Here is a 25153-nt window from a genome sequence, read left to right as displayed (position 1 = left end):
AAGAAATCATGCTTTAACTTAAACTCTTTTACAATTAACATTAAAAATTAGTTAAACAAAATCAAAAGTTTATTATAAATAACACATAAAAACAAAAATTGCATATTGTCAACAATATTCAATTTGGTTTTTTTGTTGTATGGTATGTTAAATTGTAATTAAAGGTTGAACAGCAATGAAATATAAAAAGAACATACTACTCACATCGCTCTTACTTGCGCTAAGTGCCTGTAACCAACAAGAAATCAAGGTTGAAAAACCAACCAATGAGCCTACAGAGGTTAATTCAGCAGATACATTAATGTATTTATTTGCTGATGCTGCACACACACAGCTAACCCCAGTTCAATACAAAAGTAATGCAGCCACTGTAAAGGCAGAAAACTCTGTATTAGATGTGACATTTCAATCTAAGAAAAATTCGTACGCTAGTATTGTTTTTTCACCGGAAAAACCTTGGGATTGGAGTGAATTTAGTGATTTTAATCTTGCCTTTGAATTGGCAAACCCAGGAACACACTCTGTACAAATCTATTTAGATATCTCCGATATTGACGGTGCTAACTATACGCGTAGCGTTAATGTGCCGGTAGGTGGATACAACACGTATTACGCAAAACTTGACGGCCACGACCTTGCAACGCCCGATGGCAAAGAAAATGTAGAACTTAACTTTACCTCAGGACTTCGTTCAAACCCTGATACATGGGAGTCTGATGAGGTACAGTTTATTTCTATGTGGGGTAAAAAAAATCTTAACTTAAAAGGCATCGCTAAAATAGCAATTAGCGTGCAAAGTACATTGCATGACAAAGAGCTGGCAATAAAATCTATTTCACTTCGTAAAAACCCTCAATTTAATACTGCTTTTTTAACCAAAATTGTTGATGAATTTGGCCAAAATGCCAAACAAGAATTTTCAGGGAAGGTACATTCAGAAGCCGAGCTATTGAGCGACAAAAAACAAGAAGCAGCACAGTTACTTTCTAAACGCCCTACTAATCGCTCACGCTTTGGTGGCTGGGCAGAAGGTCCAAAATTAGAAGCTACTGGTTATTTTAGAACGGCTAAATATAATGATAAATGGTCATTAGTCGACCCTGATGGCTATTTATACCTTGCAACTGGAATTGATATTATTCGTCTTGCAAACTCAACAACACTAACGGGTTACGATTTTGATCAAGCGTTGTTGGCTAAACCAGCTAATGCAGGTGTAACACCTGAGGATTCAAAAGGGTTAAACCAAGTAAATAAAGAAGCGCTTAAAAGCCGCTTTGTAGCGTCACAAGTGCGTAAAAATTTATTTGAATGGCTACCTGATTATACCGATCCACTCGGTAAACATTTTGGCTATCGTAAAAGTGCGCATTCGGGTCCGTTAGAACACGGCGAAACATATAGCTTTTACGCAGCTAATTTAGAACGTAAATATGGTCAAAATAATGCAGATTACATGCAAAAATGGCGAGAAGTTACCCTCGATAGAATGATTACATGGGGCTTTAGTTCATTAGGCAACTGGACAGATCCAAGCTACTACGATAATCAAAAAGTGCCCTACTTTGCCAATGGTTGGATTATAGGTGATTTTAAAACCGTATCAAGCGGCAACGATTTTTGGGGAGCCATGCCGGATGTATTCGACCCTGAATTTACAGTGCGTGCTAACGAAACCGTTAGTGTTGTTGCAAAAGAAGTTAAAAATTCGCCTTGGGCAGTAGGTGTATTCATTGATAACGAAAAAAGCTTTGGCCGCCCTGATTCAGTCAAAAGCCATTATGGAATTGTTATTAATACCTTAGGCAGAGACGCTAAAACAGTGCCTACTAAAGCTGAATTTTCTCGTTTAATGAAAGAAAAATATACCGATGTCGCTAAGCTTAACAAAGTATGGCACTTAAACCTTGCCTCATGGGTTGAGTTTGACAAAGGTGTAACGGTTGATATTAAAAACGAAGAACAACTGAGTGATTTTGCTATTTTACTTACAGCCTATGCCGACAAGTATTTTAGTGTTGTAGATGCTGCTATGGATAAATACCTGCCAAATCATATGTATTTAGGAGCACGCTTTCCTGATTGGGGCATGCCAATCGAAGTGGTTAAAGCATCTGCTAAGTATGTAGATGTAATAAGCTTTAATGCATACAAAGAAGGCTTAAGAGAAGATAAATGGGCATTTTTATCACAATTTGATAAACCAGCAATTATTGGCGAATTTCATATTGGCGCATCTGACTCGGGTTTGTTTCACCCTGGGTTAATACATGCAGCTAACCAGCAAGACAGAGCAAAAATGTATACAGATTACATGAACTCAGTCATCGACAACCCTTACTTTATTGGCGCACATTGGTTTCAATATATCGACTCGCCAATTACTGGTAGAGCCTACGATGGCGAAAACTATAATGTTGGCTTTATTAGCGTTACAGATCGCCCCTATACTGAAATGATTGAAGCCGCTAAAGCGATGAATGAGTCTATGTATGAGCGACGATTTAAAAAATAATTGCACATTCATCATTTAATTGTATATTTATTGGTCTGTTGTAATGTGTTAACAATAGACCATTCCTTTTTTTTTATATACACTGAGATAAGTACATGATCTTAACTCGAATAACGACTATTTATTAACCGTAGCTAAGGTCACATAAAGTAAATTAAATCTAGGAATAAATATGGCTGGTAACAGAGCAACAAAAATTTTGTCTGTAAAAGATCAAATCGCTGAACAATTACGTTCAGATATAATCTCTGGTGAAATGCCACCACAAACTAAGTTAAATGAAAAAGAGCTGGCAGAGCGCTTTGGTCTCTCCAGAGGTCCAATTCGAGATGTGATTTTGCAATTAACAAAAGAAGGTCTGTTGATTTCGCGAAATAATTGCGGCGCATCAGTCAACAGCGTACTAGAGCCTAAGCTACAACGTTTAATGATTAAACTTCGTCGCAGCATAGAAGAGTACGCAATCACAGAGTTAAACGGTAATTTAACTGAGCAAAACATTGCTGAACTTGAAGGTATCTTAGCATCTCTAGAAGACGCACTCGATCGCGAAGATTATACCGAAGTAACTAAAATCGATATTTCGTTTCATCAGTATTTAATATACCAAGCTGGGGGCGAAGAGCTTGTTAATATTTGGTACCCGTACGTAATGCGTATGCGCTTAAACTATAAGCGAATTACTTCAAGCTCTGAGTGTGTTAATGAGCATCGCGCTATTTTAGAAGCACTTAAAGCTCAAGATAGCGCCGCAGCAGTTAAGGCTGTAAAACATAATATCAAGTAACTACTTTCGAAGTCATTTTGATACTCCGTTATATAAACTAGCGGCTATGAAGTCATAAGGGCATGTTGATCTTTGTGGATTGAAATTTGTTCAATCTAGGAGCCGATTTAATCGCGGCCCGAGATTTGTAGTCTAGTGGGCTACCGAGCAAAACCTCCGCATCCAGCTCACGCCCCTTACCATCATCCATGTAGGTAAGAAAGAGTAAATCGCCCTAGTTTATATAAATTTCAGTTATAAAAAACTACCCTTTATTTATTACATTAAATGCATGAACACTCAATATCACTGAACGAGCTTTACACGCATTGAAACTGATGCGCTACGCCCTAAATTATCAACCACTCTTACGTCAAATTCGCCTACTTGCGGGTGCCAGAAAAAAGGCGTATCTCGCTCTACTTTACCAACAAAGCTGTTATCTACAAACCAATATAAAATACGTGAATCTGTATCTGTGATTGCGCTAAAAGGCAGGCCTTCTTGCTTCAATTTACTGGCTCTTATCGTGTAGCTAATTAAATTACTCGGGGATGTAATACTCGGTGCTGAGCCTCGTGTACTCGTGTCATTAATTAAGCATGAATCTAAATAAGGTGGAGGCTGGCGTTTAACAATACCTGCTTGTTTAAATAATCTGACTAAGTCAGATGGCCAAAATTCATAAACTGCTTTTGTCGTTGTAGATTCATCATACTGACAAGCACGTAATCCTGATGCTTTATCAATATAAATTTCACGATGTACATCGGACACTTTAATTGGCGACTTACCTGGAATAAAAAGCCCTTTTTCTGTTTTAGGGCAATGCACATTAGGTAAATCACCTGTTGTTGAACAAATATCTACTTCTGTAATATTTAAACCACCTGGTTTTATATTGCCTTTGATTAAGCCGTAACTATCTAATGAACGTATTATTTCAAAAAATAAAGGCGCGGCTGCTTGTCGCCCAATAAAAGATGGGTGCCCTTCTCCTGAGAAATTACCCACCCATGTAGCTAAAACATACGGACCAACAATACCTACTGACCATGCATCGCGAAAAGCAAATGAAGTACCTGTTTTCCAATATACAGGATATGATTGTCTTCTTTCTTTTTGAAATGAAATTTCATCAACTGCACTATTTTTACTTAGCATTTGTAAAGTCAGGTAGGCTGCCTCTGGGCTGATGAGTTGCTTAATATGATTGTTTTGATTATTTGGGTTGTTTTGGTTAATAACAGTGGCGTCTTTTTTTAATATAACTTCATCCTTATACACCCCTAAATTAGCTAACATAGCGTATAACTTAACGAGCTCTAGCATCGTTACTTCACTGCCGCCCAGCGCAAGCGCTAAACCATAAAACTCTTTGGGCTGAAGCTTTTTAACATCGGCTGCAACGAGTAAATCGTATAGCCCAACATTTTGTAAGCGATACATCAAATTAACAGCAGGCACATTACGGCTCAGCACTAGCGATTCAGTAGCCGATATAGGCCCTAAAAACTGCTGATCGTAATTCTCTGGTGTATATCCTCCAAAGCGTTTGGGGGCATCTTTTACAAGCGTTAATGGATGAATTAACCCTTCCTCTATAGCAAGCGCATAAATAAATGGTTTAAGGGTTGAACCTGGTGAACGCTTAGCTCTTACACCATTTACTTGACCGCTAATGTCATTATTAAAAAAATCCACAGAGCCTAATTCAGCAACTACTTCCATAGTTTTATAATTTAGTAAAATAGCAGACGTATTACTAAGCCCGTCTCTATGCCTGCGATTAATGTAATTTCTTGCATGGCGCTGAAGTAAGTTTTGTAAATTAAGGTCTATCGACGTTTTATATTCTCCAGGCTTTAGGTGCGGGTACTCGCTTTGTAAATTATTAATAAAATGTGGGGCTTCAAAAGGCAAGTCTGAAGAGGCATATACCTTTATCGGTAATTGCATAGCTGCTAGCCAGTGTTTATCGTCTGGGTACTTTTCAAGCCAACGAGTAAACAGTTTTTTTCTTGTTTCTAGCAATACCAGTTTAGCCGATTTTTTAATGGGATTTCGTTTGGTTGGGTTTTGCGGGATTAAGCTAAGTAATAATGACTCAGGTAAATTAAGATCAATAGCTGGTTTCTTAAAATAAATTAAACTGGCTGCACCAACACCTTCAATATTTGATCCATAAGGCGCTAAGTTAAAATACGCCTCGAGTATTTGGTTTTTACTGTAGTGTCGCTCAATTTGTAACGCTCGAAGTATTTGTTCTACTTTTCCAAAAATAACATGCGTGTTCATCCCAAAGTGTAACCGGGCTACTTGCATTGTTATTGTTGACGCACCGACTCGGTGACTTCTTTTAATATAGCTAGTATAAAACGCATTTATTAAAGCAATAAAATCGACACCAATATGCTCATAAAAGTCTTGGTCTTCATACAGTAAAGTAGCTTGTTGAATGCTCAAAGGGATTTTATCTATTGGCGTCCATAATCTATATCTATCGTCTGCGGCTAAATTTAAACGAAGTAATTTATCACTGCTATCGTAAAAAGCCGTTGAGTAAGCATTGGGCTGGGTAATATCAGGCTTTGGAGTAAATAAATACAACAGCACTGCAAGCAGTGCTGTTGTAAAAAAAGCCGTTTTTATTATAAAACTAAGCTTTTTATTTAGCGGCGGTAACATCAAAACGACCCGATTTTGAGTGCGCTTTAATACTTAAATCATACATAGATTCAGCATAAGCCGATGGCACTACAAAGCTGCCAGATGCAGTAGCCTTAACTTTGTAAGTAAGCTCAGTCATGCTATCGCCAAAGCTGCCATACAATATAACGCGATCCTCTCGTATATCTTTATAATCAGAGGTCCAGCGATTATAACTATTGCGAACGCTGTCTCTGAGTACTTCAAACCCACCAGGTAGTAAATCAATAACAGCAACATCCGAAATATTTTTACCCGTTGTACTACGCACTCGTAATACAACGTTTAGTTCTTGACCTTGAACTGCGGTGGTTACAATATTACCTTTATCGTCTTGGTATTCTCTGACAACTTCCAAGCCATTACTTAATGACTTTTGTGGCACGTTTGTATCAAAACCAGCTTGGCTCATCATGTAAAATGAACGAGGTGGCGCTAATACATCAAGCGTTTTAACGTCATTTAAAAACGAGGCTTTAGGATAAGGTGTATAGGTTACGTCTAATGCCTTTTTATCTCCCTTTGTCGTTGTTGCCATTATTTTTACATCTTCAGGCTGGGCTTGTGATAACGCAACTTTTGAGTATGCCGTCATAGCAAGTACCGACCAGGCAGACGACAACGTGTTGTAGTCTCCTTCAAAAATAGGGTCTACTACATTAAACAAATCATCTTTAGTTAACTGCTTTAAGCGAGCCGGAAAATGTTTTGATAATAAATAAATATACTGTCCGTCGTGAGCTAGACGAGAGTCGTAAGCGCCCCAATTATCGTGTTGCGTATTTTGCCCAATTTTATAGCTATTGATCAGTGCTTGCGCTTTATCGCTTGCACGTAATAGCTGATAAGTTGCGCCCATAAACGCGGACGTTATATCTTGCTGCCATACTTTGCTATTACTCGCATTTACGCTTTTTTCTAAATCAGATAAGTAATTAGTTGTCACCTCACCTTGTCGTGTTAGCAAATAAATAGCATAAGCGCGGTTTCTGTCATTCGTCTCTAAAGATCCGCTCGCTATACTGCGTACACCTTCAAAACCACTGCTCCACATATCATAAGGTATTGCTACGCCCGCTTCTTTTGCATCTAATAAAAAATGCATAACATAAAGAGAAGAATAAATAGATGCACTAGAATTACCCGGCCATAACATAAATCTGCCATCAGGTAATTGACGTTGACGAAGGGTGTCTATTAAGTTGTTTATACGCTCATGTTTATAAGATACATCGCCCATATAACTTGGGTGCTCTAAATAACTCAGCACCGGAAACACACTACTCACTACTTGCTCGGTACACATATGAGGAAAGTTATCTAAATAACTAATAAGACCATCAACAAGCGCTAACGGGCTTTGTGAAGCGGTAATATTATTTTGTGCTAAATTAGCATATAGCTGTCTCGAAACCGCTATTTCTTTTTTACCTGATTCACTAAAGCCACTTTCAAAACTACTAACAAATGCAACCGCAGGGCGCACACTTAACGTAGCTGTACGTTGGCTAACATTGTCACCCGACAGCGCAGTAAATGTAATTGATGCAGCGCCAAGCTTATCGAGCACTTTTACTCTAAACGTTAATGTGTCTTCTGAGTTTTCATCAATATTTAGCGTTAGTTTTTTATCACTTATTATTTCAATGTTGCTTGAAGCAAGCGCCTCTACCGTAATTGGCAGTTGTTTACCTGAATCCTCAACGCCATTGGCAATACCAAGTACAATATCAAACTCATCGCCAGGTGCCGCTGTCGTTAATACATTGGGGCTTAATACAAAAGGCCCTTTTACTAGTGTTGTACTTTCTTTAACACCAACACCCTCGTCATTTACGGCAATCGCGATTACACGTACCTGACCTGCAAAAGTATCTGGAATAGTGAACGTATGCTTTTTTGTTTTAGCATCAGCCGATAAAATACCAGACCAAAATGCGACTGGTTTTTGTACCTTACGAGAAAACGGGTTAAGTTGCTTGCTCTTGCGGTTCAATGCCATTGATTCAGCATAACCACCACCGGCAGCTGCAAGCTCTTGCACTAGTTTAAATTCAGGTAAAATAAGATCAACAATTTGCATAGTGCTAACTTCTAAAGCACGTTTTTGTAAGAAGTGATTTAACGGCTTTGGCGTCCGATAATTCGCCACTTGTAAAATGCCTTCATCTACAGCAAATAAAAGAACACGTGACGGTGATTTGGCACTATATGAAATGACTAAATCGTCACCTGGTTTTACTTTATCAGGTATGTTTACGTCAAAATCTATTGCACGTTTACTACGGTCAATCGCAAATGGTTTAACTGCGTAGCTTAGTGGGCTTGTAAATATTTCTTTCGATTCAAGGCTTCGAACAAATGAAACATTAACATACGCATTGCCTTCTATCCCTTTAGGTAGCGTTATTGTTTGTATGCTACTTGTTGTTTTACTCTCAAACCATTTAAAAGCGTGTACTTTATTGGTTTCAATTGTAATTAAACCCGAGCCAACATAAGGCGCTACAATACTTATTTCAATTGTTTCGCCAGGTTTGTAATCCGGTTTATTTAATTGCACTTGCAGTTCAGCATTTTTTTCAAGCTTACCCGCTATGTTACCCGTACCGGTTACCGTAAACGATACTCTACTGACGGTATTTCCTTCGCCGTCAACGAGTTCTACTAAGTAATCACCTGGCTCAGCAGTGGGTAATTCGTAGTCTGCGCCATCTTCTTTAATGTAAAACGGATTGCTTGATACCTGTTTGTTTTTTCTAACCGATTGGTACTTATAAGTGCCGTTATTTTGTTGCACCAACGTAGATACATATTGTTGTTCTATTAAATTTATTGATAAGTCATCACGAGCAACTTGCTCAGTTTCTGAATTAATATTAATAAATTTTACAACACGTTTTGACTCTTTTGATATGTAGCTTAAATCGCCATCGGCTTTATAACCAACTAACTGCTTAACGGGTGAAACAAGCACCGAGCTGCTTGCGCGAACACTTTTACCACCGCCTTCTTCATACCCTTGTACTGCAAAATTTAACTGATAAGTACCTGCCTCATAGCGGGTTAAGTCAATATCAAACTCTGCCTTGCCTTGTTCATCAGTTTTGGTTTCGGTTAATGATTCATTACTGTGTCTAATATTTTTCCCTTCACTGTGGGGATCAGAAAACACATAATCTTTGTATTCATTAAAGTAAAAACCAGCTGGTGATAAACGTAAATCAGCGGTAACGCGTCTATTTTGAGCTGGTGTACCAAATAAGTTTTGAAGACTCACCAATGCTTTAAATTTTGAGCTGTTTACCCAGCCCTTAGCAGATGACTGAGAAAATTGACTGCTAATTTTCAATCTATCGGGCACAAACTCTTCAACTTTAAACTCAGTACTGCCTAATTGATCGCGGCTATTATTATTTTTAATAAGTTGCACCGATACATAATACGTTCCTGTGTTGGCGCTACTTTGTGTTTTAAAGTCAAAATCAAGCAACCCATACTTATCCAAGCTCACACGTTTATTATAAACAGTTGCCCCTTTAGGATCGGTAATTATAAGCTCAAGCGGTATATCGCCCAGTTTTGCAAAGTTTTGTTGCTTAACAATCGTGGCAAGTTTAACGCTATCGCCTGGTCGATAAATTCCACGGTCAGAAAAAACAAACGCATCTATTTTATTACTGCCACTGAGCCCCGAACTTACACCGCCGGTATCAAACCGAGAGTAGTTAACCATTCGAGCATAGCGATTATAAGGAATAAAAGACATGTCATTTTTAGTTTCTACTACAAAAGCAACGGGAGTTTGGTCCTCTATAAACCACGTTGTGTCTTCGAAAAACGCGTGCCCTTTAGAGTCGGTTTTAGTATTTAAAATAACTAATCCGTTTTTTCCCAGTAACGACACCTTCGCTTTTGCTACCGGTTTTCCTGTTTCAATAGATTGGACAAATATATCGCGAGATCCATCAGCATTGTTTTTTACCAAAATACCTAAATCAGTAATAAGAATAAGTCGTTTTTCTTGGGGTCCATATACGTAATTATCTTCTGTATTTAACGCTTGAGCATTTATAAAAAACAAGCCTAAACCAAGTGACTCATTATACTTACTACTCAAATCAATAGATGAATAAACCGCTTTTTTTGGATGCTGTGGTTTTAAATTAACTTGTCTGGTAAAAATTGAACTTATGTTTTCTTCTGTAAAGTAATAATTATTAAATTCTGGATTAGAAATATCACCACTGGTTTGACTTATAAGGTGGTTAATTTGATTGGCTTCTACCCTACCTACTTTAACTTGAAGTGCGTTTACACCACGGGTCAAAAATGACAATTTATGGTCGCCATTTTTTGATAATATAGACCCCTTAGACATAATATTTACTTGTGTCGGATACGCCGGCGTATCTAAAATAGTGTCGTATTTATTCACCATCGTAAACTCGCCCGTCGACTTTAACCCCTTATCAATCGCAATATAAACTTGTTGATTTTGTGGGGCGTCAAACGTAAAACTGTGTAACTTAGTTGTATCTTGCGCGGTAGGAATCGCATGTAACTTAACTTTTTTAGATTGCTTAAGCACTGCATCAGTTATCTCTCGTGGGCTACTGAAGTACTTATAATTACCTTTTGAATCTTTTGTCGGTAATACGTAAGCAATCGTTTTACTAATAACATCTTGCGACGAAATATCGTCTGTGAAGTCTAAAACAAGTGTTTGTTCGGGCTCCCCTTGCGTATTTTTTACCATCAACACATTGGCAGTATTTACTCTAAAAAAGCTATTTACACTTGGGATCAACACAGCGTCTTTAATCTCTGCTGTTGTTTTAGAAGGACCCATTACCGGCTTTACACCGCTATTAAGAACAAAATACAGATAGCTTTCGGTATCTTGAATACGTATTTGCTCTGAAGTAATGTAAATCTCTCGTTGATGCTTGTCGTAAGTAACATCAAATTTATATTGTGCGAGTTCGTTTTTGCCATCTTGCTCAAGCGATTGAGTCAGCATTAGATTATTTTTTATCGTGCTGATATCTGTTGGGTGAGTCGCATTTAATGTTGCAACCACCTTGTGACTTTTTTTAACGTTAGGGTCTTGATAGAAAGCGAGTGAGCTAAGCGTTAGTTCAAAATCGGGAGTTTTAAATACATGTTCATTATCGCTTAGGTGTATATCGCTTTTAAAAATAGACGAATCAAAACGTACTTTATATTCTTGTCCTGCTGACCAATCTTGTTTTGGGATAAATTTAAGCTGGCTTTCACTATTCCAAGACCATTGTCCAATTAGCTCTGGCGTGACTTTTATACCTTTGGGAATCACTTTGCCAACAAGCGCAAGCTTTGCGACCGAGTAAGACACTGCATCCGTATTTTCTACATCATCTAAAACAGGAGCAAAATCTATATAAAGCGGTTCAGGGTTTAAAACATCAGATAAAGTGGTAACAGCAGGTGTAGAGTGAGTTGCTTTGTAACTAATTGGCTGTGGTAAGGAAAGGAAAAAACAATAGCCTGCTATTATTACTATCAGCATTAGCACGGCGCTAAAAAATGCTGTTTTGCGCTCTTTAGCAAACCTAAGCACATTATTTATAGCAGTAATTAACCATTTCGGTTTATGCCAAATAATGACACCAAATACATTTAAAATAACAAAAAACGTGGTCAGTAAAATCCACACACTGCCAACTGTTTTTTCGGTTACATTTACGTTGCCAAATAAGCTTACAACCAAACCAAACAAGCCCGTGCCTATAGCTGAAAAAACAATACTCATAAATAAGCTCGCTATTTTGGGAGCGAGTTTACTTTGTTTAAGATTAACCTCTTTTGGGTTAGCCTCTTTTGAATCGGTTTTTGTATTCACGTTCAAAATCCTTTTTCTTTATACTGCAATATCAATAAATGAGAAAACTCATATTTATAATCTGATTATTTTTAATCTGGTTATTTATATTCTTCTGGGACGAAACGGTAATGCCCCGTAATTTTAAAATCGAAAAGCATGTCGCTTTTTTCAGGTCCTCGTCCAATATTATGAACAATTAATGGATTCCCTGTGTCTTTTGCTAACTCATTCACAACCATACCAATATGCGGCAAATTACCTGGCAGCATCCACGTTACAATGTCACCCGTTTTATAATCTTTCGCGTTACTTGATTTAGTGAGCACTTGACCATGATTTTTAAAGTAAGCCTGTAAATTTGGCACACGGCGGTGATCTATATTTTTATCAGGTTTGGATAAACCCCAAATACGCTTAGAGGGATATAGCTCAAAGCTTTTTAGCATGTCCTCATGCACAAGCTTTTGCAAATCAATACCTAATAGTCGATATGATCGAATAACAACATCGGTACACACCCCTACATTAGCGGGCACATCGCCACCAGGATATGCAATGGAGCGATAAGCACCATCGTAAGTAACGTTGTGTGTTGTTCTTTCAAGTAACGCAGCCACAATATCGTCATCAAACGATGCGGCATAAGCATTTACACTAAGTAAGCTCAGTAAAAAAACTGTAAAGCGTGTCATATCAATCCTTTTTAAAATATTAATTAACTACAGCGCTTGAACTACGTGTTCAGGCACGTTTATTTTCTTGCCATTATTTGTAAAGTGCTTATCAAGACCATACGCCATGACTTCAAGTGGTGCAGCATCATAACCAACCTGCTGAATTTCGGTTATGTAACGCAACATAAAAGCCTCGGCGCCAAGTTCACTCCATTGGGCTACGTGAACAAGTTCATGAAAATGCACAGCTAAATTATCAGCCACGTAAGGAAGCATGTAGTAAGTGTTTTTGTATGTAGTACCAGCCGCATCCATGTCAATAAAATCGCCTAGCCCCATTTCACGCAAAAAAGGAAAGTTAGGTTTGGGGATTTCATCGACAACAACGTAAAAGGCATTTTTTAAAAATTCAGTAGGATAAAACCCAGCAAACTCACTGGCAAATTTTTCACAGCTAATTCTTTGGGTTTTATATTTAATATTTGTTGCATCAATCCATTGTTCTATTTGTTCGAGCATGTCCATTCTCTTAATCATCAATGTTTGTTGGCTTGACATTTCCCATTGCGATACAAGCCGATAAGTTAAATGATACCAAAACCAAGGCAAATAATCGAACTCCAAAACCTAAAAAGTGAACACATAATAGTCTCGAGTTGTAGTTCATTCCTTATTTCATAGGTATGAGCATTAACTAATTCACACGAACAATCAGTGGGTGTAAGTAACGCTAATTAATAAAAAACTTATTTTAAATCGTGTAACCATTTTACTAATTTTTGAATATGCCCGCTTGAACATAAGATTAAATGGCAAGCTTGTATGTAACCCATTGAGTGCAAAACGTTTAGTGTTTCTGTCGGTAGTTGTTGTAGTGTATCTGCGGCAATAGAATACAAGCCATTGTAGCCTTGTGTTTTGCCATTTGATTTAGTGATGTTTAGCTGCACTGCTTCAATTAAATCGTGTTTTAGTAAGGTATTGATAAAAGCGGTTGTACGTTCGCCGCCATGCATAAGCTTTATCAATTGCTCACTCACATTATTTAGATATGTGGTTGGCTCCCCTGTTTCGTTAAATAACCGTGTTCCCTCACTATTATTTACTCTTGGGTGTTGTTCGTTAATTGTAACAGCGAGATCTGTTTGCTCGGTCTTGTTAGTAAGTTTATTTCCTATTCCTAGCTTAAATGGTTGTCGCTGTAAGTGTAAAGGTACGTAAGTGGCAAGCCATATATCATTTTGTAAAAATAAGTTTTGCCCCTCATCAAAGCCAGTTAAAGCATATAGTTCAAACTGGCCAGTTTGATTGTTCTTCATAAAATAGACTGGGTAGTCTAATGCAAGTTGAGCAAGCTCATCGGCAACAACCGGAATGTAGTTTACTGCTTCGCCGTATTGTGTACCGCGTTCAGTTTTAATGCGAGTGTACTTATGTGTATTTTTATCGAGTAATACTGAGTTTGTCATAGTGTGTCGCTCTTATGTTTTAACTATATTTGCTGCATACCAAATTGATTAATTTGCGCTAATAATGCTTTATTGGTAGGTAATTTATTAAGTAATTTTTGGGTGTATTGCTGGTTGTTATTAACAAGCGCAATGGCCTTTTTAAAATAACTTTCTGAGTTGCCATACAGTTCGCTTGAGCCTGTAAACCCCATGCCATACATGACATATTGATAGCTTGCTGCTGGAAACACTTCTTGTGAATGATCAAAGTGGTTATCGCTTGGTGTATGATATTCCCAAAGTGATAAGTTATCTTTTAAGCTTTGTGGAATAGTATTTTGATGACAGTGCGCTTGCCAAAATGGGCTGTCGGTTCGTTTACTCAACATATAATGCAACTTTAAAAAGTCGATTATTCGCTCCCATCGGTAACTAAATATGCGGTTAAAACGCTGCGCTGTTATATTCATTACATGCCTATTGGCCGGAAATTGCTGCGCAACAAAATTGGCTGATATTTCTACCAGTAATAAAGCAGAGGCTTCCAGTGGCTCCAAAAAACCAGCTGAGAGGCCTACTGCGACACAGTTTTTATGCCAAAATTTTTCACGATGTCCTGGTTCGAAACTAAGCTTTTTAACTTTGTATTCGCTTTGCTGATCTTTATTAATATTTAAGTAATCAAATAATTGCTGCTTAGCATCTTCATCACTAATGTGTTTACTAGAGTACACATGCCCTATTCCACGGCGTGTTTGTAATCCTATATCCCAAATCCAGCCCGATGTTTGTGCTGTAGATAAAGTATGCGAGCATATTGGTTCGTCATCTTTGTATGGCATGTGTATGGCAAGCGCACTATCAGCAAATAATACATCTTTACAAGATTTAAACCCGACCCCTAAGTTCTCACCTAGTAATAACGATTTAAAGCCACTGCAATCAATAAATAGATCCCCAGCTATCTCTATTTTATTATTAAGGCTAACGCTTTTAATATCGCCATTTGTGCAATTGTTTACACCAACGACAGTGCCTACAATGTGTTTAACATTAAGATTATCAATGCAGTGGTTTTTTAAGAATGTAGCGAATAAGCCTGCATCCAAGTGATAAGCATAATTTGCTATTGCACTAAATTCGGGTGTGGTGATTTGTTTGGGAGCTAATCCACTTTCGCATATTGATTGCTGCGCACTTACATACTGGGCAAAAGGAGGTTGTGCGTTATTAATATTAAGCCAACTGGTGGCTAAATTATTTTCAAACATATCCGTAGGTAGCTCAAGCGGGTGATAATAGTAATCATCATTTTCTCCGGTTACCCACTTAGCAAATTTAGCACCTTGCTTAAACGATACATTACATTTTTTTATAAATTCAGTTTCACGAATACCCATGTCTTTAAGGGTTCTGCGCATTGTAGGCCAAGTTCCTTCGCCAACGCCAACTGTAGGAATATCTGAGGACTCTAACAGCGTTATATTTATTTTTTTGCTGTGATGTTTTTGCAAATACGCCGCAATTATTCCTGCACTTAGCCATCCTGCAGTTCCACCGCCAACTATTACTATTGATTTAATATCATCGTTCATAGCAACCTCGTTAGTTAAAAAGCAAAACGACAGCGCTGAGCTGTCGTTTTGTATTATTTGTCAAAAACTAACTTACCATTTAGCACTTAAGCCAATGCTAAAGCGCGGACCATATTGCTCAGCAGATACTAATTGCTCTGCAAAACGACCATGGCGGCGTGTTGTTTCATTAGTTAAATTAAGTGCATCAAAGCTAACACCCAAGGTGTCGTTAATGGTGTAATTAAAACTAAAATCTAGCTGACCGTACGCCTCTGTAAATGTAGGCTCAGTTCCCAAAGACAGTAAGAAATCATCGCGCCAGTTATAGGCTAAACGAACTTGGTAATCATCGTTTTCGTAAAAGCCGACCAAATTACCTGAGTCGCTTAGTCCTGCTAGTGCAATTGTTTGGTCAAAATCATACGGTTTAAACGATTCATCGCTATTAACTATCGTATAATTAGCAACGACGCCAAAGCCTGTATCAGGCACCATGTACTGCGCATTTAATTCCCAACCATCTACTTCACGATTTTGAAGATTATCTGGCGTTGCAATATCAAATGTAACAATCGGGTCTGACGCTTGGCTTAAACATGCTGGGTTAGGTGTATCTGAACTATCAGGACAACCAGGGCGGGGGTTAACACTTGGATCGCGTAACGGCTCGCCATTTACATCATTTAGCGTACCTTGCACTACGCCTGCACCAATGAAGTTTTCAACAAACTTTTTAAAGTAACCAACCGATGCATAGCTTCCGTCGTCTCCATACCACTCAACTGAAAAATCAAAGTTATCTGACGTAATTGGCAATAAGTTAGGGTTACCTTGCGATGCATTAAATGGTCCTTCAGGACGGGCGTTAATGGTAGTTGATGGGAACATACCACCAATACCTGCACGGGCTAATGTACGACTATATGAAAAACGAGTTTTAAAGCCGTCATCTAAGTCGGCGCTTATATCAAAGTTTGGTAATATACGTGTATAACCACCTTCAAGCTCCTGCGGTGTTGCTGTTGCAGCAAATACAGGGCGAAGCTCTTCAGCATGACGATAGTTAAAAGCAACAACCCCAGGCTTGACTGAATAACCTGTTACATCGGTGTCTTCGTAGCGCACACCGACATTCATATCAATTGGAATATCGTTAAATTCGGTTTTAAGATCAAATGATACATATATCGCGAGCGTTTGCTCCTCAACCCCATTTGTAGAAATATTTGGCTCAATAAATAATCCTTCATCTCTGACAATATCTACAAAATCGTTGGCACTGTAACGTGGAATAAATGGAAATAGCTGATCCGAACCTGAAAACTCATCAGCAAAGTCACCTTGTTCATCAAAGGTTAGCCCTAGGTTGTCTAGGGGAATATCGACAAATGAAAACTGCTCAGAAAGATAAGTATCAATTTGGTAATCGGTATACATTACACCAAAATTAATAGCGCTGAGTGCCCCACTCTTCAAATTCTCCCATTGTCCACTTGCATGATACTGCTTAATGGTATTTTTCATTTCATAGCCACGGCGCTGATATAAATCAGATACGATATTAGCAGGATCGTATGCACCGCCTGGCAATGTAGAGTCATCGACAGTAATACTCGGAATATCACCCGAAAAGTTAGCACCAATTGATTTAACAGAACCAGGTACATTTTTTAAGTTAGCAATCGTTTCGGCAGTATCTCCATCAGGGTTTGAGTGCGATGTAGAGTTATGAGCGTCAAACGTAAGTTTCAATGAATCGCTGGCTTGCCACGCTAAGTTAAGGCCTAGTGAATCATTTTCTTTTTTTTCGTAGAGTTCCCACGCCCAAAAATTCAACTCATCATTTGCATTTTTAATATCGACTAAAGTGCCATTTTCATCGGCGGTGCCTGTTGGGTTATCGAACCAAAATGCCATTTTATTTGTGTTACTAATTTCTTCAAAGCGCGATAAAGTGTAATCAAGGGTAGCCGTTAAGTTGTCACTAGGAGCGTACTGTAAAACCAACTGCGCATTTTGGCGTTCTCGCTTAGTTTCAAAGCGCTCCATTTCTGGCGTCCAAGGTACCCAATAAGTACCAGTTGGATTAGCTGTTGTATCAATTGCACTGCTATCAACACCTGCAGCATTTGCTCGGTTACGCACCCAACCTTGCGATGTGCCTACGCGCTCTCGGCCACTTTCTCGCTCTGAATGCGACAGGGCAAGTAAAACACCAAACATATCATCAGCGAATGTTTGGCTAACCATTCCCGAAATTTCTGGTGTTACGTTTGATTTCTCTGAACTGGTGTCTTTAATTGCCTTTGCATTTGCAAATGCTTTAAAACCGTCAAAATCAAATGGTTTTGCTGTATTTATATTAATCGTTGCGCCAATACCGCCTGAGGCCACATTCGCTTTGCCCGTTTTATAAACGGCTACGCCCGACACACTTTCAGCCGCTATTTCTCTAAAGTTAAAGCTGCGTGAAACACCCGCCTCTTGCAATACAGAGGAGTTAGGCATTTGACGACCATTTAAGGTGACAAGGTTAAAACCTGGACCAAAACCACGGACACTAACTTGGTTGCCTTCATTGTTTGCACGGTCGATTGATACACCACTTATACGTTGCAGCGATTCAGCTAAGTTAGTATCAGGTAACTTACCAATATCTTCAGCTGAAATAGCATCAACTACGCCTGATGAATCTTGCTTTATTGAAGCAGATTTACTTAATGCGCTTCTGATACCTGTTACTTGGATAACTTCAACATCACTTTGTACAGTTGTCTCGTTTTCCTGTGCGGCATAACTTACAGGAGACGTTATCAGCATTGCTGCGCAAATCGCATTTAATTTAAATTGTGTGTTAGTCATTTTTGCACCTAAATATTGTGTTTATTACGTGTAATCGTTGACGGATTATTTACGGGATGATTATTGTCATCATAATATTGTTAACAATTAACTTTACAATAAATTAGTTTAGCTAATTAAGTCAAACAAATTGACCATTTATTTTACAGTTAGCGTTGGTTTTTTATTCGACATTGTAAGCAAGCAGTAAAGTACTGAGACTTATGCATGACTGTTGAGCGGGTTGCTCCCTACAAAAGCGCTAGTTGGTATTAGCGCTCTAATAATGAGGTTATTTTTTGGGCGGTATTTTTAAGCTCGCTAATTACACTGTGTTTATTAGCGTGAGTGTTTAGGGTTGAGTCAAAAGAAGAAATGGTCAATGCAGCTATTAAATTTGCATTAGGCCTGCCAATTAAGACACTAAAATCGTGTACTCCGGCGATAAGTGGATTGCTTTGCATTATGTGCCCTTGCACTTTGATTGTGTTTAGCTCATTTAATAATGCTTTATAGACGTCTTTACTAGCACTGTAAATTTCATCGTGTTCGATAAGCATTTGCCGCACTTCTTCATTACTGTTGGCTAAAAGCAGTTTACCAGCGCTTGAGCTACTAAGTGGAAATAAAGCCCCCTCTGCAATACTCAAATGCATAGGGCTTTTGCTACGCGCTTGCACTACCACCATAGCTTGGCTTTGATAAAGCATACTTAGATGACATGACTGTTCAATATTTACAGCTAGATCTTCCATATGTGGCAAGGCCGATTTTAGTACATTATCCATTGGTGAAATACTTCGCGATAAATTATACAACTTTAATGACAAATGATATCGACCAGAGGTTTCAGAGCGAATTAGATAACCGCGTTTTTCAAGCCCAACAAGTACTCTATAGACTTCGTTAGGTGTTTTTAAAATACCAGCCGCTATCTCACTTTGTGTACAAGGCCTTTTATTTTTTGCTAAAAATTCTAATATATCCAACCCCTTATCTAAAGCAGGAACTGCATATTTAGTTTTTGATTTATCGTTCATTTGTACTTATTTATGCCTTTTAAAATTGATAAACAATACGTTTGTTTATATATAAATTTAAAACTTTTTTTTAGCTTGAAATTTTCAATAATAATTTAAAATCAATAACTTAATAAAACAAAATCCATTCATATATGAATTCTATATTTTTATATAAATTACGCTTGACCTAAATGCTTAACCGAGCAATCATTGTTAACAATATACAACTGCAAGAGAAAATGGAAATATATTTATGTCACACACTTATTTAACACCACAACAAATAGCTGATTTTCACCGTGATGGTTATATTATTGTCAAAAATTACTACAGCGCTGATGAAATTGAGCTATTACAACAAACTGCTTTTAATGACGATACACTCTATGAGCGAGCATGGGACAAAAAAGACGCCGACGGCGCTGTAAGTAAAGTCTGTTTATGGCAAAAAACAGGCGACGATTTATACAGTATGTTTTCTCGCGGTCGTCGCTTAATTGAAGTATGCGAAACACTTATTGGCGAAGAGGTGTACCACACCAGCACTAAAATTATGATGAAAGAACCATTTGTAGGTGGTGCCTGGGAATGGCACCAAGATTTTGGCTACTGGCATCGTGATAACTACATGCTTTATCCAAAATCAATTAGCTGTATGGTCGCCATTAATAAAGCGACGCAAGAAAATGGTTGCTTGCAAGTACTTAAAGGCTCACATCATTTGGGACGATTGGATCACAGTAAAACGGGTGACCAAAAAGGCGCCTGTTTAGAGTTTGTAGAAGAAGCAATGAAGTACCATGAACTTATCAATGTAGAACTTGAACCAGGTGATGTACTGTTTTTCCACTGTAATTTACTGCATAAATCAAATCAAAACCGTGCTGCAGAACCTCGTTGGTCAATGATCAGTGCTTACAATGCGATTAGCAACCAACCATTTAAAGAAAACGAAGCTGTTTATTATCCATTAAATCGCGTTAACGATGATGCTATTTTAAATTTTAAAGCAAAAGAACGCACTTAAAGTAACCTTCTAGCCTAAACCAGCTTATGCATTATAGCCCAATGCATAAGCTGGTTTTTTTATATGGAAAATTCTGTATGTTAACCTCAGAGCAAAAACACCTTATACCTCACGCTACTCCTAAAAATGACGAAGACCCGCACGGGAAAATAATTGGCCAAGGTCAATTTAAATACAAAATAGACGCCCACTGGGGGAAGTTAAACCCCAATAAATACCCTATAGAAAATTGTCATGCGATGGTGATGGACTCACAAGGGAGAATATTTATGATCACCGATAACACGACTAATAATATTTTAGTGTATAGCCAAAACGGTGAATTACTTGACGCTTTTGGAAGCTCTTTTCCTGGTGGACACGCTATAAAAATTGTAAAAGAAGGCGAGCAAGAATTTTTATACGTTGTAGATAGTGGCTGGATTGTTAATCGCCACTGGGATGGTCACAGCACAGAGCAATGGGATAGCCCTACTAACAATGTCATTCCACAGGCTGGCTTTATTTCCAAAATGACCTTAGATGGCAAACTGATTTACAGTATTGGCCATCCACAAACGTGCGGTGCTTATAAACCCGAGCAACCTTTTCGCCCTACTGATATTGCCATTGCCCCCAATGGGGACTTATATGTAACCGATGGTTATGGCAGCGACTTTTTACTGCATTATGATAAACAAGGCCGCTATATAAACCATTGGGGCGGTCACCATAATGATGACGAAAATTACAATTTACACAACACCCACGGTATTGAAGTAGACTTACGCGATCCATCAAATCCCACATTAATAGTAAGCTCTCGTTTTGAGCAATGTTTAAAAGTATTTTCGTTTGATGGTAAGTACCTTGATAGAATTAGCGCTAATGGGGCATATATTGGCGGTCCCGTGTTCAAAGGCGAACTATTTTATGCACCTGTTTGCTGGTCGCATATTGACAATAAAAATGCTGACGACTCTGGCTTTATTAGTATATTTGATAAAAATAACACGCTCATAGCTAATTTAGGAGCACCGCAACCCCAGTACAAAAATGGTGAACTACAGCCGATGCAAAGTAACGGGGACATTTTTAATCACGTGCATTGTATTTGCGTAGATCAAGACGACAACTTATATGTAGGCCAGTGGAACTCCTCTAAAACATACCCAATTAAATTAATAAAACAACCATGCTAAGTTTAACGCTCTGAGAATAGTGTTTATTTTTAATAATGAGTACCTTGTACTCATTATAAAGCATAAAACTCACAGGCTTAACAGCAAAAATACACCTAAAGCCATTCCTCGCATATTTAGTATTAGTTTATTTGTATTGTGTTAGGCAGTTGTAGCGATACAAATAAAAAACTGCGAAGCTATCATATAGATAAACCCGCAGTTTGTTTATTACTAAACCTTTATTACACGTTTTTAGCGAGTAATACGTTTACTCATTTTAAAGTTTTGTAATGTAAGTGAACTAACAGCGCCGCCAGTGTCTGGAAATGTCACTTCAATACTATTCGTTTTTGCAAGGTCGCTATAAGGTACCGGTATTTCAAGTACACCAAAGAAACGTTCGCGTCCTAACCCTCCATTAACCTGGTCGTACCCTCTAAAATCAGTAGGTACAGCGACTTTATTACCATTAACAGTAACCGTAGGTGTAAGCGACTTACCATGAGGACGACCAACACCTAAGCGTAATACTGCCTCGCCATTAGTTCCTTTATCAACGTTATTAATTGTAAAAAACTGAGTTGAGTTAGCAACAATATCTTTAACCACAGCACTTGCGTAGTGCTTAGTTTCTTGATTAATATTATTAATTATCACATTACTTTGATGACTAATTTTAATGATCATCGTTGACTCTGTGCCCAAATTAACTAAATCAGGTAATACTGTACTATCGTTATCATCAAGGACTGGTTTACCTTGAGCATCAGGATGTAAATGCTTAATGTTTACGCCAGTAACGCTATTAGAACCACCGCCTAAAACACTTAAATCAATATTGGTTGGTGAATTTTCAAGGCTGTTTAATACCAAATAAACATCTTTGCCATCAACATACGCGTCAGCTTGAATATCCATATCGCTTGCCCAGCTATCAATTCGCGTCCCTTTTATGTCAGACCATAACTGGTAAAACTTAACCATTTCTGTGTAAACCCACTGCTCGCCGGTTTCGCCTTCACCTTCTTTAGCTTGACGCAGTAAACGCCAGTAATACGGAATGGTATCGCTTATACGGCCCCACTCTGCTTTTAATGGAATAAACGGTATGGCTTTATCAATACGGTTAGGCCTTTCCATAAAGCTCATAAGCATAGAGCTCATTGCTTTTAAACATAGCCAATCACGTTGCGGTGTCCATTTAGTGCCAAAAGACCCTTGCAGTTGCGATCCATATTCCGAAATGACTATTGGTTTAATACTCCCCCACTTATAAGCCATGTATTGCTCAACCATATCAAGAGTCGCTTCCATGTTACTACCTTTACGGTATTGCTCTTGATGTTGACCACCAGGGCCGCCTGGAAAGTTTGGAAAATCGTATAAGTGCATCGAAATAAAATCCATTTTATCTCCTGCAATATCTAGAAATGCCTTGTCGCGTTGCTTCCAATTATCAAAATAGTTTGCCCCTTTTTCATAATCAGGAAATGCCACTGTAAAACCGCCTACTTTTACATCGTTCAATGCTGAATTATTATGAACTACATCTGCAACTGAGTTATGTAGCCTAAAGATGTCATATAGACTTTCTTTGTCATAACCTTTATGAGGAAAGTCGTGTAGTTCAAATAGTGGCTCGTTCATAACTTCAAGGTATGTTGGGCGCTTTTGACCTAGAGTATCTGATGCGCCAGCTTTAAAGTACTTTTGTAAAAACTGCGCCATATAATCACCAAGCGCGGTGCCTAGTGGTTCGCCGGCAGTATCAGTTTGCGAAAAAGACCAGTTTTGGTTACCAATTTTAGTACCATCTGGGTAATAAGGGTGCTGCTGTGCTGCGACAATTAAATCACTGTTACGCCCTTCATGCTTTCGCATTGCTTTAGCTTCATCTGTGGTAATATTGGAGTAATTCCATTTAACACCGCCACCATTAGTTGTAGCCGTTACCGCACTTACATAACCTGGTTTAGCCGAATCTTCTGGTAACTGTGTTAATTGATATTTCATGCTGCCGGTATCGCGGCCAAAATATACATCATAATTTTCTAAAAAGTTCGTCATTAAATTAGGATCAGCATTAGGCGCATTTAAACTTTGAGCATTATTTCCAAACCAGTCACTTTCGGTATTAGATGAGTGCAATGTAATAAACTTACGACGATCAAAACTATCAAACTGACCCACCGCATGCTTAGTATCAATATTAAACTGTACCTTGACTGTATCGTTACTAACGTTTGCACCGCTATTTACTTGTTGCTCAACAACAAACTTACTTTGATTTGCACCACACTGCGATTTAACAACTAAATTACTACCGTCTGATGTGTTAGTTGGTTGAACACATTTACCTCCTGATACATGCTTAATAGCATTAGCCGACGTTTTAGTAAACTTCACTCGGTTATCAAAGTCACAACCCGACCACAAAACAAGTTGCTGTCCATCGACGGGGTTTGCTAAGCCGCCAGGGTGGACGCATAAACCCGACTTATCGTGCTTTATACTCCCACCAGATGTCCAGCTAAACCCTGCTGCATCACCGCTACAGTTATTGTTTAATACTACTTGAGTACCATTTACTGCATTATCAGCGGTTCTAAAACACATTTGTGAAGACGTTTGTTTAATAACAGTGCCAGCGTGTGCATTAAAAACGCTTGAAAGTAATAGCGCGCTCGAAATCGCGCAATACAATGAGCTTTTTTTCATTTTTTGTTACCTATCTTGGTGTGAAAATTAATCCTTTGTGTAAAGGCATCGAATTCACAATCAATATAATGTTAACAATTAACTGTATGCAACAATAAATTAATGATTTGTTCAAATTTCACACTTTAGTACCATAAATAGGCACGTGAATTTAAAGTTTAAATGAACAACATGAACACAATATTTATAGTTACAAATAATAGTCACTTATAACACACACGACAAAAAACAACCGTAAGCATATGTTACTAAATACTTTTTAATTTATCGGCATGAAATAAGTACAAGAATTAAATTTTTATATATGCACTTAGTTTTTTAAGAATATATTTTTTTACGACAGATTCGAATTGATATTTTAGAGGTTAAACTGTTAACAATTATTATATTTTATACTTAGACATTTAAGTAAATTGGAAGTTTTAATGAATGTAATTATTAAGATGGCTGGTCTAATTTGTTAATAAAGCAGTATTACCAAAACATTAACGAGTTTAGTTATGCACCCAGATATACAAAACAATCTTAAAATAAGACCTGCTCACATCGCCTCATTTATTGTGTTTTTATTAGTATCTATGTCTACACTTACCGCCAAAGTGTACGCCACAGATGCAGGGCAAGATCACGAACTTTACCTTGACTTAAAAGTATGATCTTATACTCCTTTTTTCAAGGAGCATTCTCATGCTTGATATTCAGCTATTTAAATATTTCGAATCAATCGATGATCCTCGCCAACAAGGTAAAGTGGTTCATAAACTATTTGATATCATATTCTTAGCCGTCAGCGCTGTTGTGTCTGGATGCCAAGGCTGGGAAGA

General features: G+C 38.0%; 15 protein-coding genes. 6 read left to right on the top strand and 9 right to left on the bottom strand.

Annotated features, from left to right (window positions below; genetic code table 11):
• The first annotated feature begins 175 nt into the window (after positions 1 to 175).
• Both I6F65_RS06965 and I6F65_RS06960 read left to right on the top strand, forming a co-directional pair.
• Positions 176 to 2515, top strand: coding sequence for an agarase (locus I6F65_RS06965; protein ID WP_197112172.1), 2340 nt, complete (start codon positions 176 to 178; stop codon positions 2513 to 2515).
• A 172-nt stretch (positions 2516 to 2687) separates the two neighbouring features.
• A complete protein-coding gene (locus I6F65_RS06960) occupies positions 2688 to 3302 on the top strand; it encodes a GntR family transcriptional regulator (protein WP_007586156.1) in 615 nt (204 codons plus the stop codon).
• A 285-nt stretch (positions 3303 to 3587) separates the two neighbouring features.
• Here I6F65_RS06960 and pbpC read toward each other — a convergent pair whose 3' ends face one another.
• The 8 genes from pbpC to I6F65_RS06920 form a co-directional block, all read right to left on the bottom strand.
• Positions 3588 to 5969: a penicillin-binding protein 1C gene (pbpC, locus tag I6F65_RS06955; protein ID WP_197112170.1), complete on the bottom strand. Its 2382-nt coding sequence runs from the start codon at positions 5967 to 5969 to the stop codon at positions 3588 to 3590.
• Positions 5950 to 11874 carry an alpha-2-macroglobulin gene (locus I6F65_RS06950; protein WP_197112168.1) on the bottom strand — a complete coding sequence of 1975 codons (5925 nt, stop codon included), beginning with the start codon at positions 11872 to 11874 and terminating at the stop codon, positions 5950 to 5952. The genes pbpC and I6F65_RS06950 overlap by 20 nt, the downstream gene beginning before the upstream one ends.
• A gap of 80 nt (positions 11875 to 11954) precedes the next feature.
• Entirely contained in the window at positions 11955 to 12548 is a 594-nt protein-coding gene (locus I6F65_RS06945; protein ID WP_197112166.1) for a DUF1287 domain-containing protein, read from the bottom strand.
• 27 nt (positions 12549 to 12575) lie between these two features.
• Positions 12576 to 13055: a hypothetical protein gene (locus I6F65_RS06940; protein ID WP_197112216.1), complete on the bottom strand. Its 480-nt coding sequence runs from the start codon at positions 13053 to 13055 to the stop codon at positions 12576 to 12578.
• Between the two features lie 221 nt (positions 13056 to 13276).
• Complete coding sequence (locus I6F65_RS06935; protein WP_166110859.1) at positions 13277 to 13999, bottom strand: SapC family protein; 723 nt, start codon at positions 13997 to 13999, stop codon at positions 13277 to 13279.
• Positions 14000 to 14022: 23 nt separating this feature from the next.
• On the bottom strand, positions 14023 to 15576 hold the full coding sequence (locus I6F65_RS06930; RefSeq protein ID WP_197112164.1) for a tryptophan halogenase family protein: 1554 nt from the start codon (positions 15574 to 15576) through the stop codon (positions 14023 to 14025).
• 72 nt (positions 15577 to 15648) lie between these two features.
• Entirely contained in the window at positions 15649 to 18420 is a 2772-nt protein-coding gene (locus I6F65_RS06925) for a TonB-dependent receptor (protein WP_197112162.1), read from the bottom strand.
• Positions 18421 to 18671: 251 nt separating this feature from the next.
• Entirely contained in the window at positions 18672 to 19439 is a 768-nt protein-coding gene (locus I6F65_RS06920; protein ID WP_197112161.1) for an IclR family transcriptional regulator, read from the bottom strand.
• Positions 19440 to 19674: 235 nt separating this feature from the next.
• On the opposite strand from I6F65_RS06920, the gene I6F65_RS06915 reads away from it, so the two are divergent.
• Entirely contained in the window at positions 19675 to 20448 is a 774-nt protein-coding gene (locus tag I6F65_RS06915) for a phytanoyl-CoA dioxygenase family protein (RefSeq protein WP_007378079.1), read from the top strand.
• Positions 20449 to 20525: 77 nt separating this feature from the next.
• The gene (locus I6F65_RS06910) at positions 20526 to 21629 is read left to right on the top strand and encodes a hypothetical protein (protein WP_007586172.1); all 1104 of its coding nucleotides are present in this window, start codon (positions 20526 to 20528) and stop codon (positions 21627 to 21629) included.
• 234 nt (positions 21630 to 21863) lie between these two features.
• Here I6F65_RS06910 and I6F65_RS06905 read toward each other — a convergent pair whose 3' ends face one another.
• Positions 21864 to 24329: an agarase gene (locus tag I6F65_RS06905; protein WP_197112159.1), complete on the bottom strand. Its 2466-nt coding sequence runs from the start codon at positions 24327 to 24329 to the stop codon at positions 21864 to 21866.
• A gap of 500 nt (positions 24330 to 24829) precedes the next feature.
• Here I6F65_RS06905 and I6F65_RS06900 point away from each other — a divergent pair, with 500 nt between their 5' ends.
• Both I6F65_RS06900 and I6F65_RS06895 read left to right on the top strand, forming a co-directional pair.
• Entirely contained in the window at positions 24830 to 24985 is a 156-nt protein-coding gene (locus I6F65_RS06900) for a hypothetical protein (protein ID WP_197112157.1), read from the top strand.
• A 31-nt stretch (positions 24986 to 25016) separates the two neighbouring features.
• On the top strand, positions 25017 to 25153 hold a 137-nt coding region (locus tag I6F65_RS06895), incomplete at its 3' end, for a transposase family protein (RefSeq protein ID WP_197111189.1).

Source organism: Pseudoalteromonas sp. SWXJZ94C, assembly GCF_015864385.1.
Classification (GTDB): Bacteria; Pseudomonadota; Gammaproteobacteria; order Enterobacterales; family Alteromonadaceae; genus Pseudoalteromonas.
The sequence above is the reverse complement of the archived record's forward strand: the minus strand, read 5'-3'. Positions and strand labels throughout refer to the sequence as shown.

What these genes read in the sequence shown, in the direction of transcription:
- I6F65_RS06915 (WP_007378079.1), top strand. Translation starts at nt 19,675, where the DNA reads ATGTCACACACTTATTTAACACCACAACAAATAGCTGATTTTCACCGT.
- pbpC (WP_197112170.1), bottom strand. Translation starts at nt 5,969, where the DNA reads ATGTTACCGCCGCTAAATAAAAAGCTTAGTTTTATAATAAAAACGGCT.
- I6F65_RS06900 (WP_197112157.1), top strand. Translation starts at nt 24,830, where the DNA reads ATGCACCCAGATATACAAAACAATCTTAAAATAAGACCTGCTCACATC.
- I6F65_RS06905 (WP_197112159.1), bottom strand. Translation starts at nt 24,329, where the DNA reads ATGAAAAAAAGCTCATTGTATTGCGCGATTTCGAGCGCGCTATTACTT.
- I6F65_RS06945 (WP_197112166.1), bottom strand. Translation starts at nt 12,548, where the DNA reads ATGACACGCTTTACAGTTTTTTTACTGAGCTTACTTAGTGTAAATGCT.
- I6F65_RS06965 (WP_197112172.1), top strand. Translation starts at nt 176, where the DNA reads ATGAAATATAAAAAGAACATACTACTCACATCGCTCTTACTTGCGCTA.
- I6F65_RS06925 (WP_197112162.1), bottom strand. Translation starts at nt 18,420, where the DNA reads ATGACTAACACACAATTTAAATTAAATGCGATTTGCGCAGCAATGCTG.
- I6F65_RS06960 (WP_007586156.1), top strand. Translation starts at nt 2,688, where the DNA reads ATGGCTGGTAACAGAGCAACAAAAATTTTGTCTGTAAAAGATCAAATC.
- I6F65_RS06930 (WP_197112164.1), bottom strand. Translation starts at nt 15,576, where the DNA reads ATGAACGATGATATTAAATCAATAGTAATAGTTGGCGGTGGAACTGCA.
- I6F65_RS06920 (WP_197112161.1), bottom strand. Translation starts at nt 19,439, where the DNA reads ATGAACGATAAATCAAAAACTAAATATGCAGTTCCTGCTTTAGATAAG.
- I6F65_RS06940 (WP_197112216.1), bottom strand. Translation starts at nt 13,055, where the DNA reads ATGGACATGCTCGAACAAATAGAACAATGGATTGATGCAACAAATATT.
- I6F65_RS06910 (WP_007586172.1), top strand. Translation starts at nt 20,526, where the DNA reads ATGTTAACCTCAGAGCAAAAACACCTTATACCTCACGCTACTCCTAAA.
- I6F65_RS06935 (WP_166110859.1), bottom strand. Translation starts at nt 13,999, where the DNA reads ATGACAAACTCAGTATTACTCGATAAAAATACACATAAGTACACTCGC.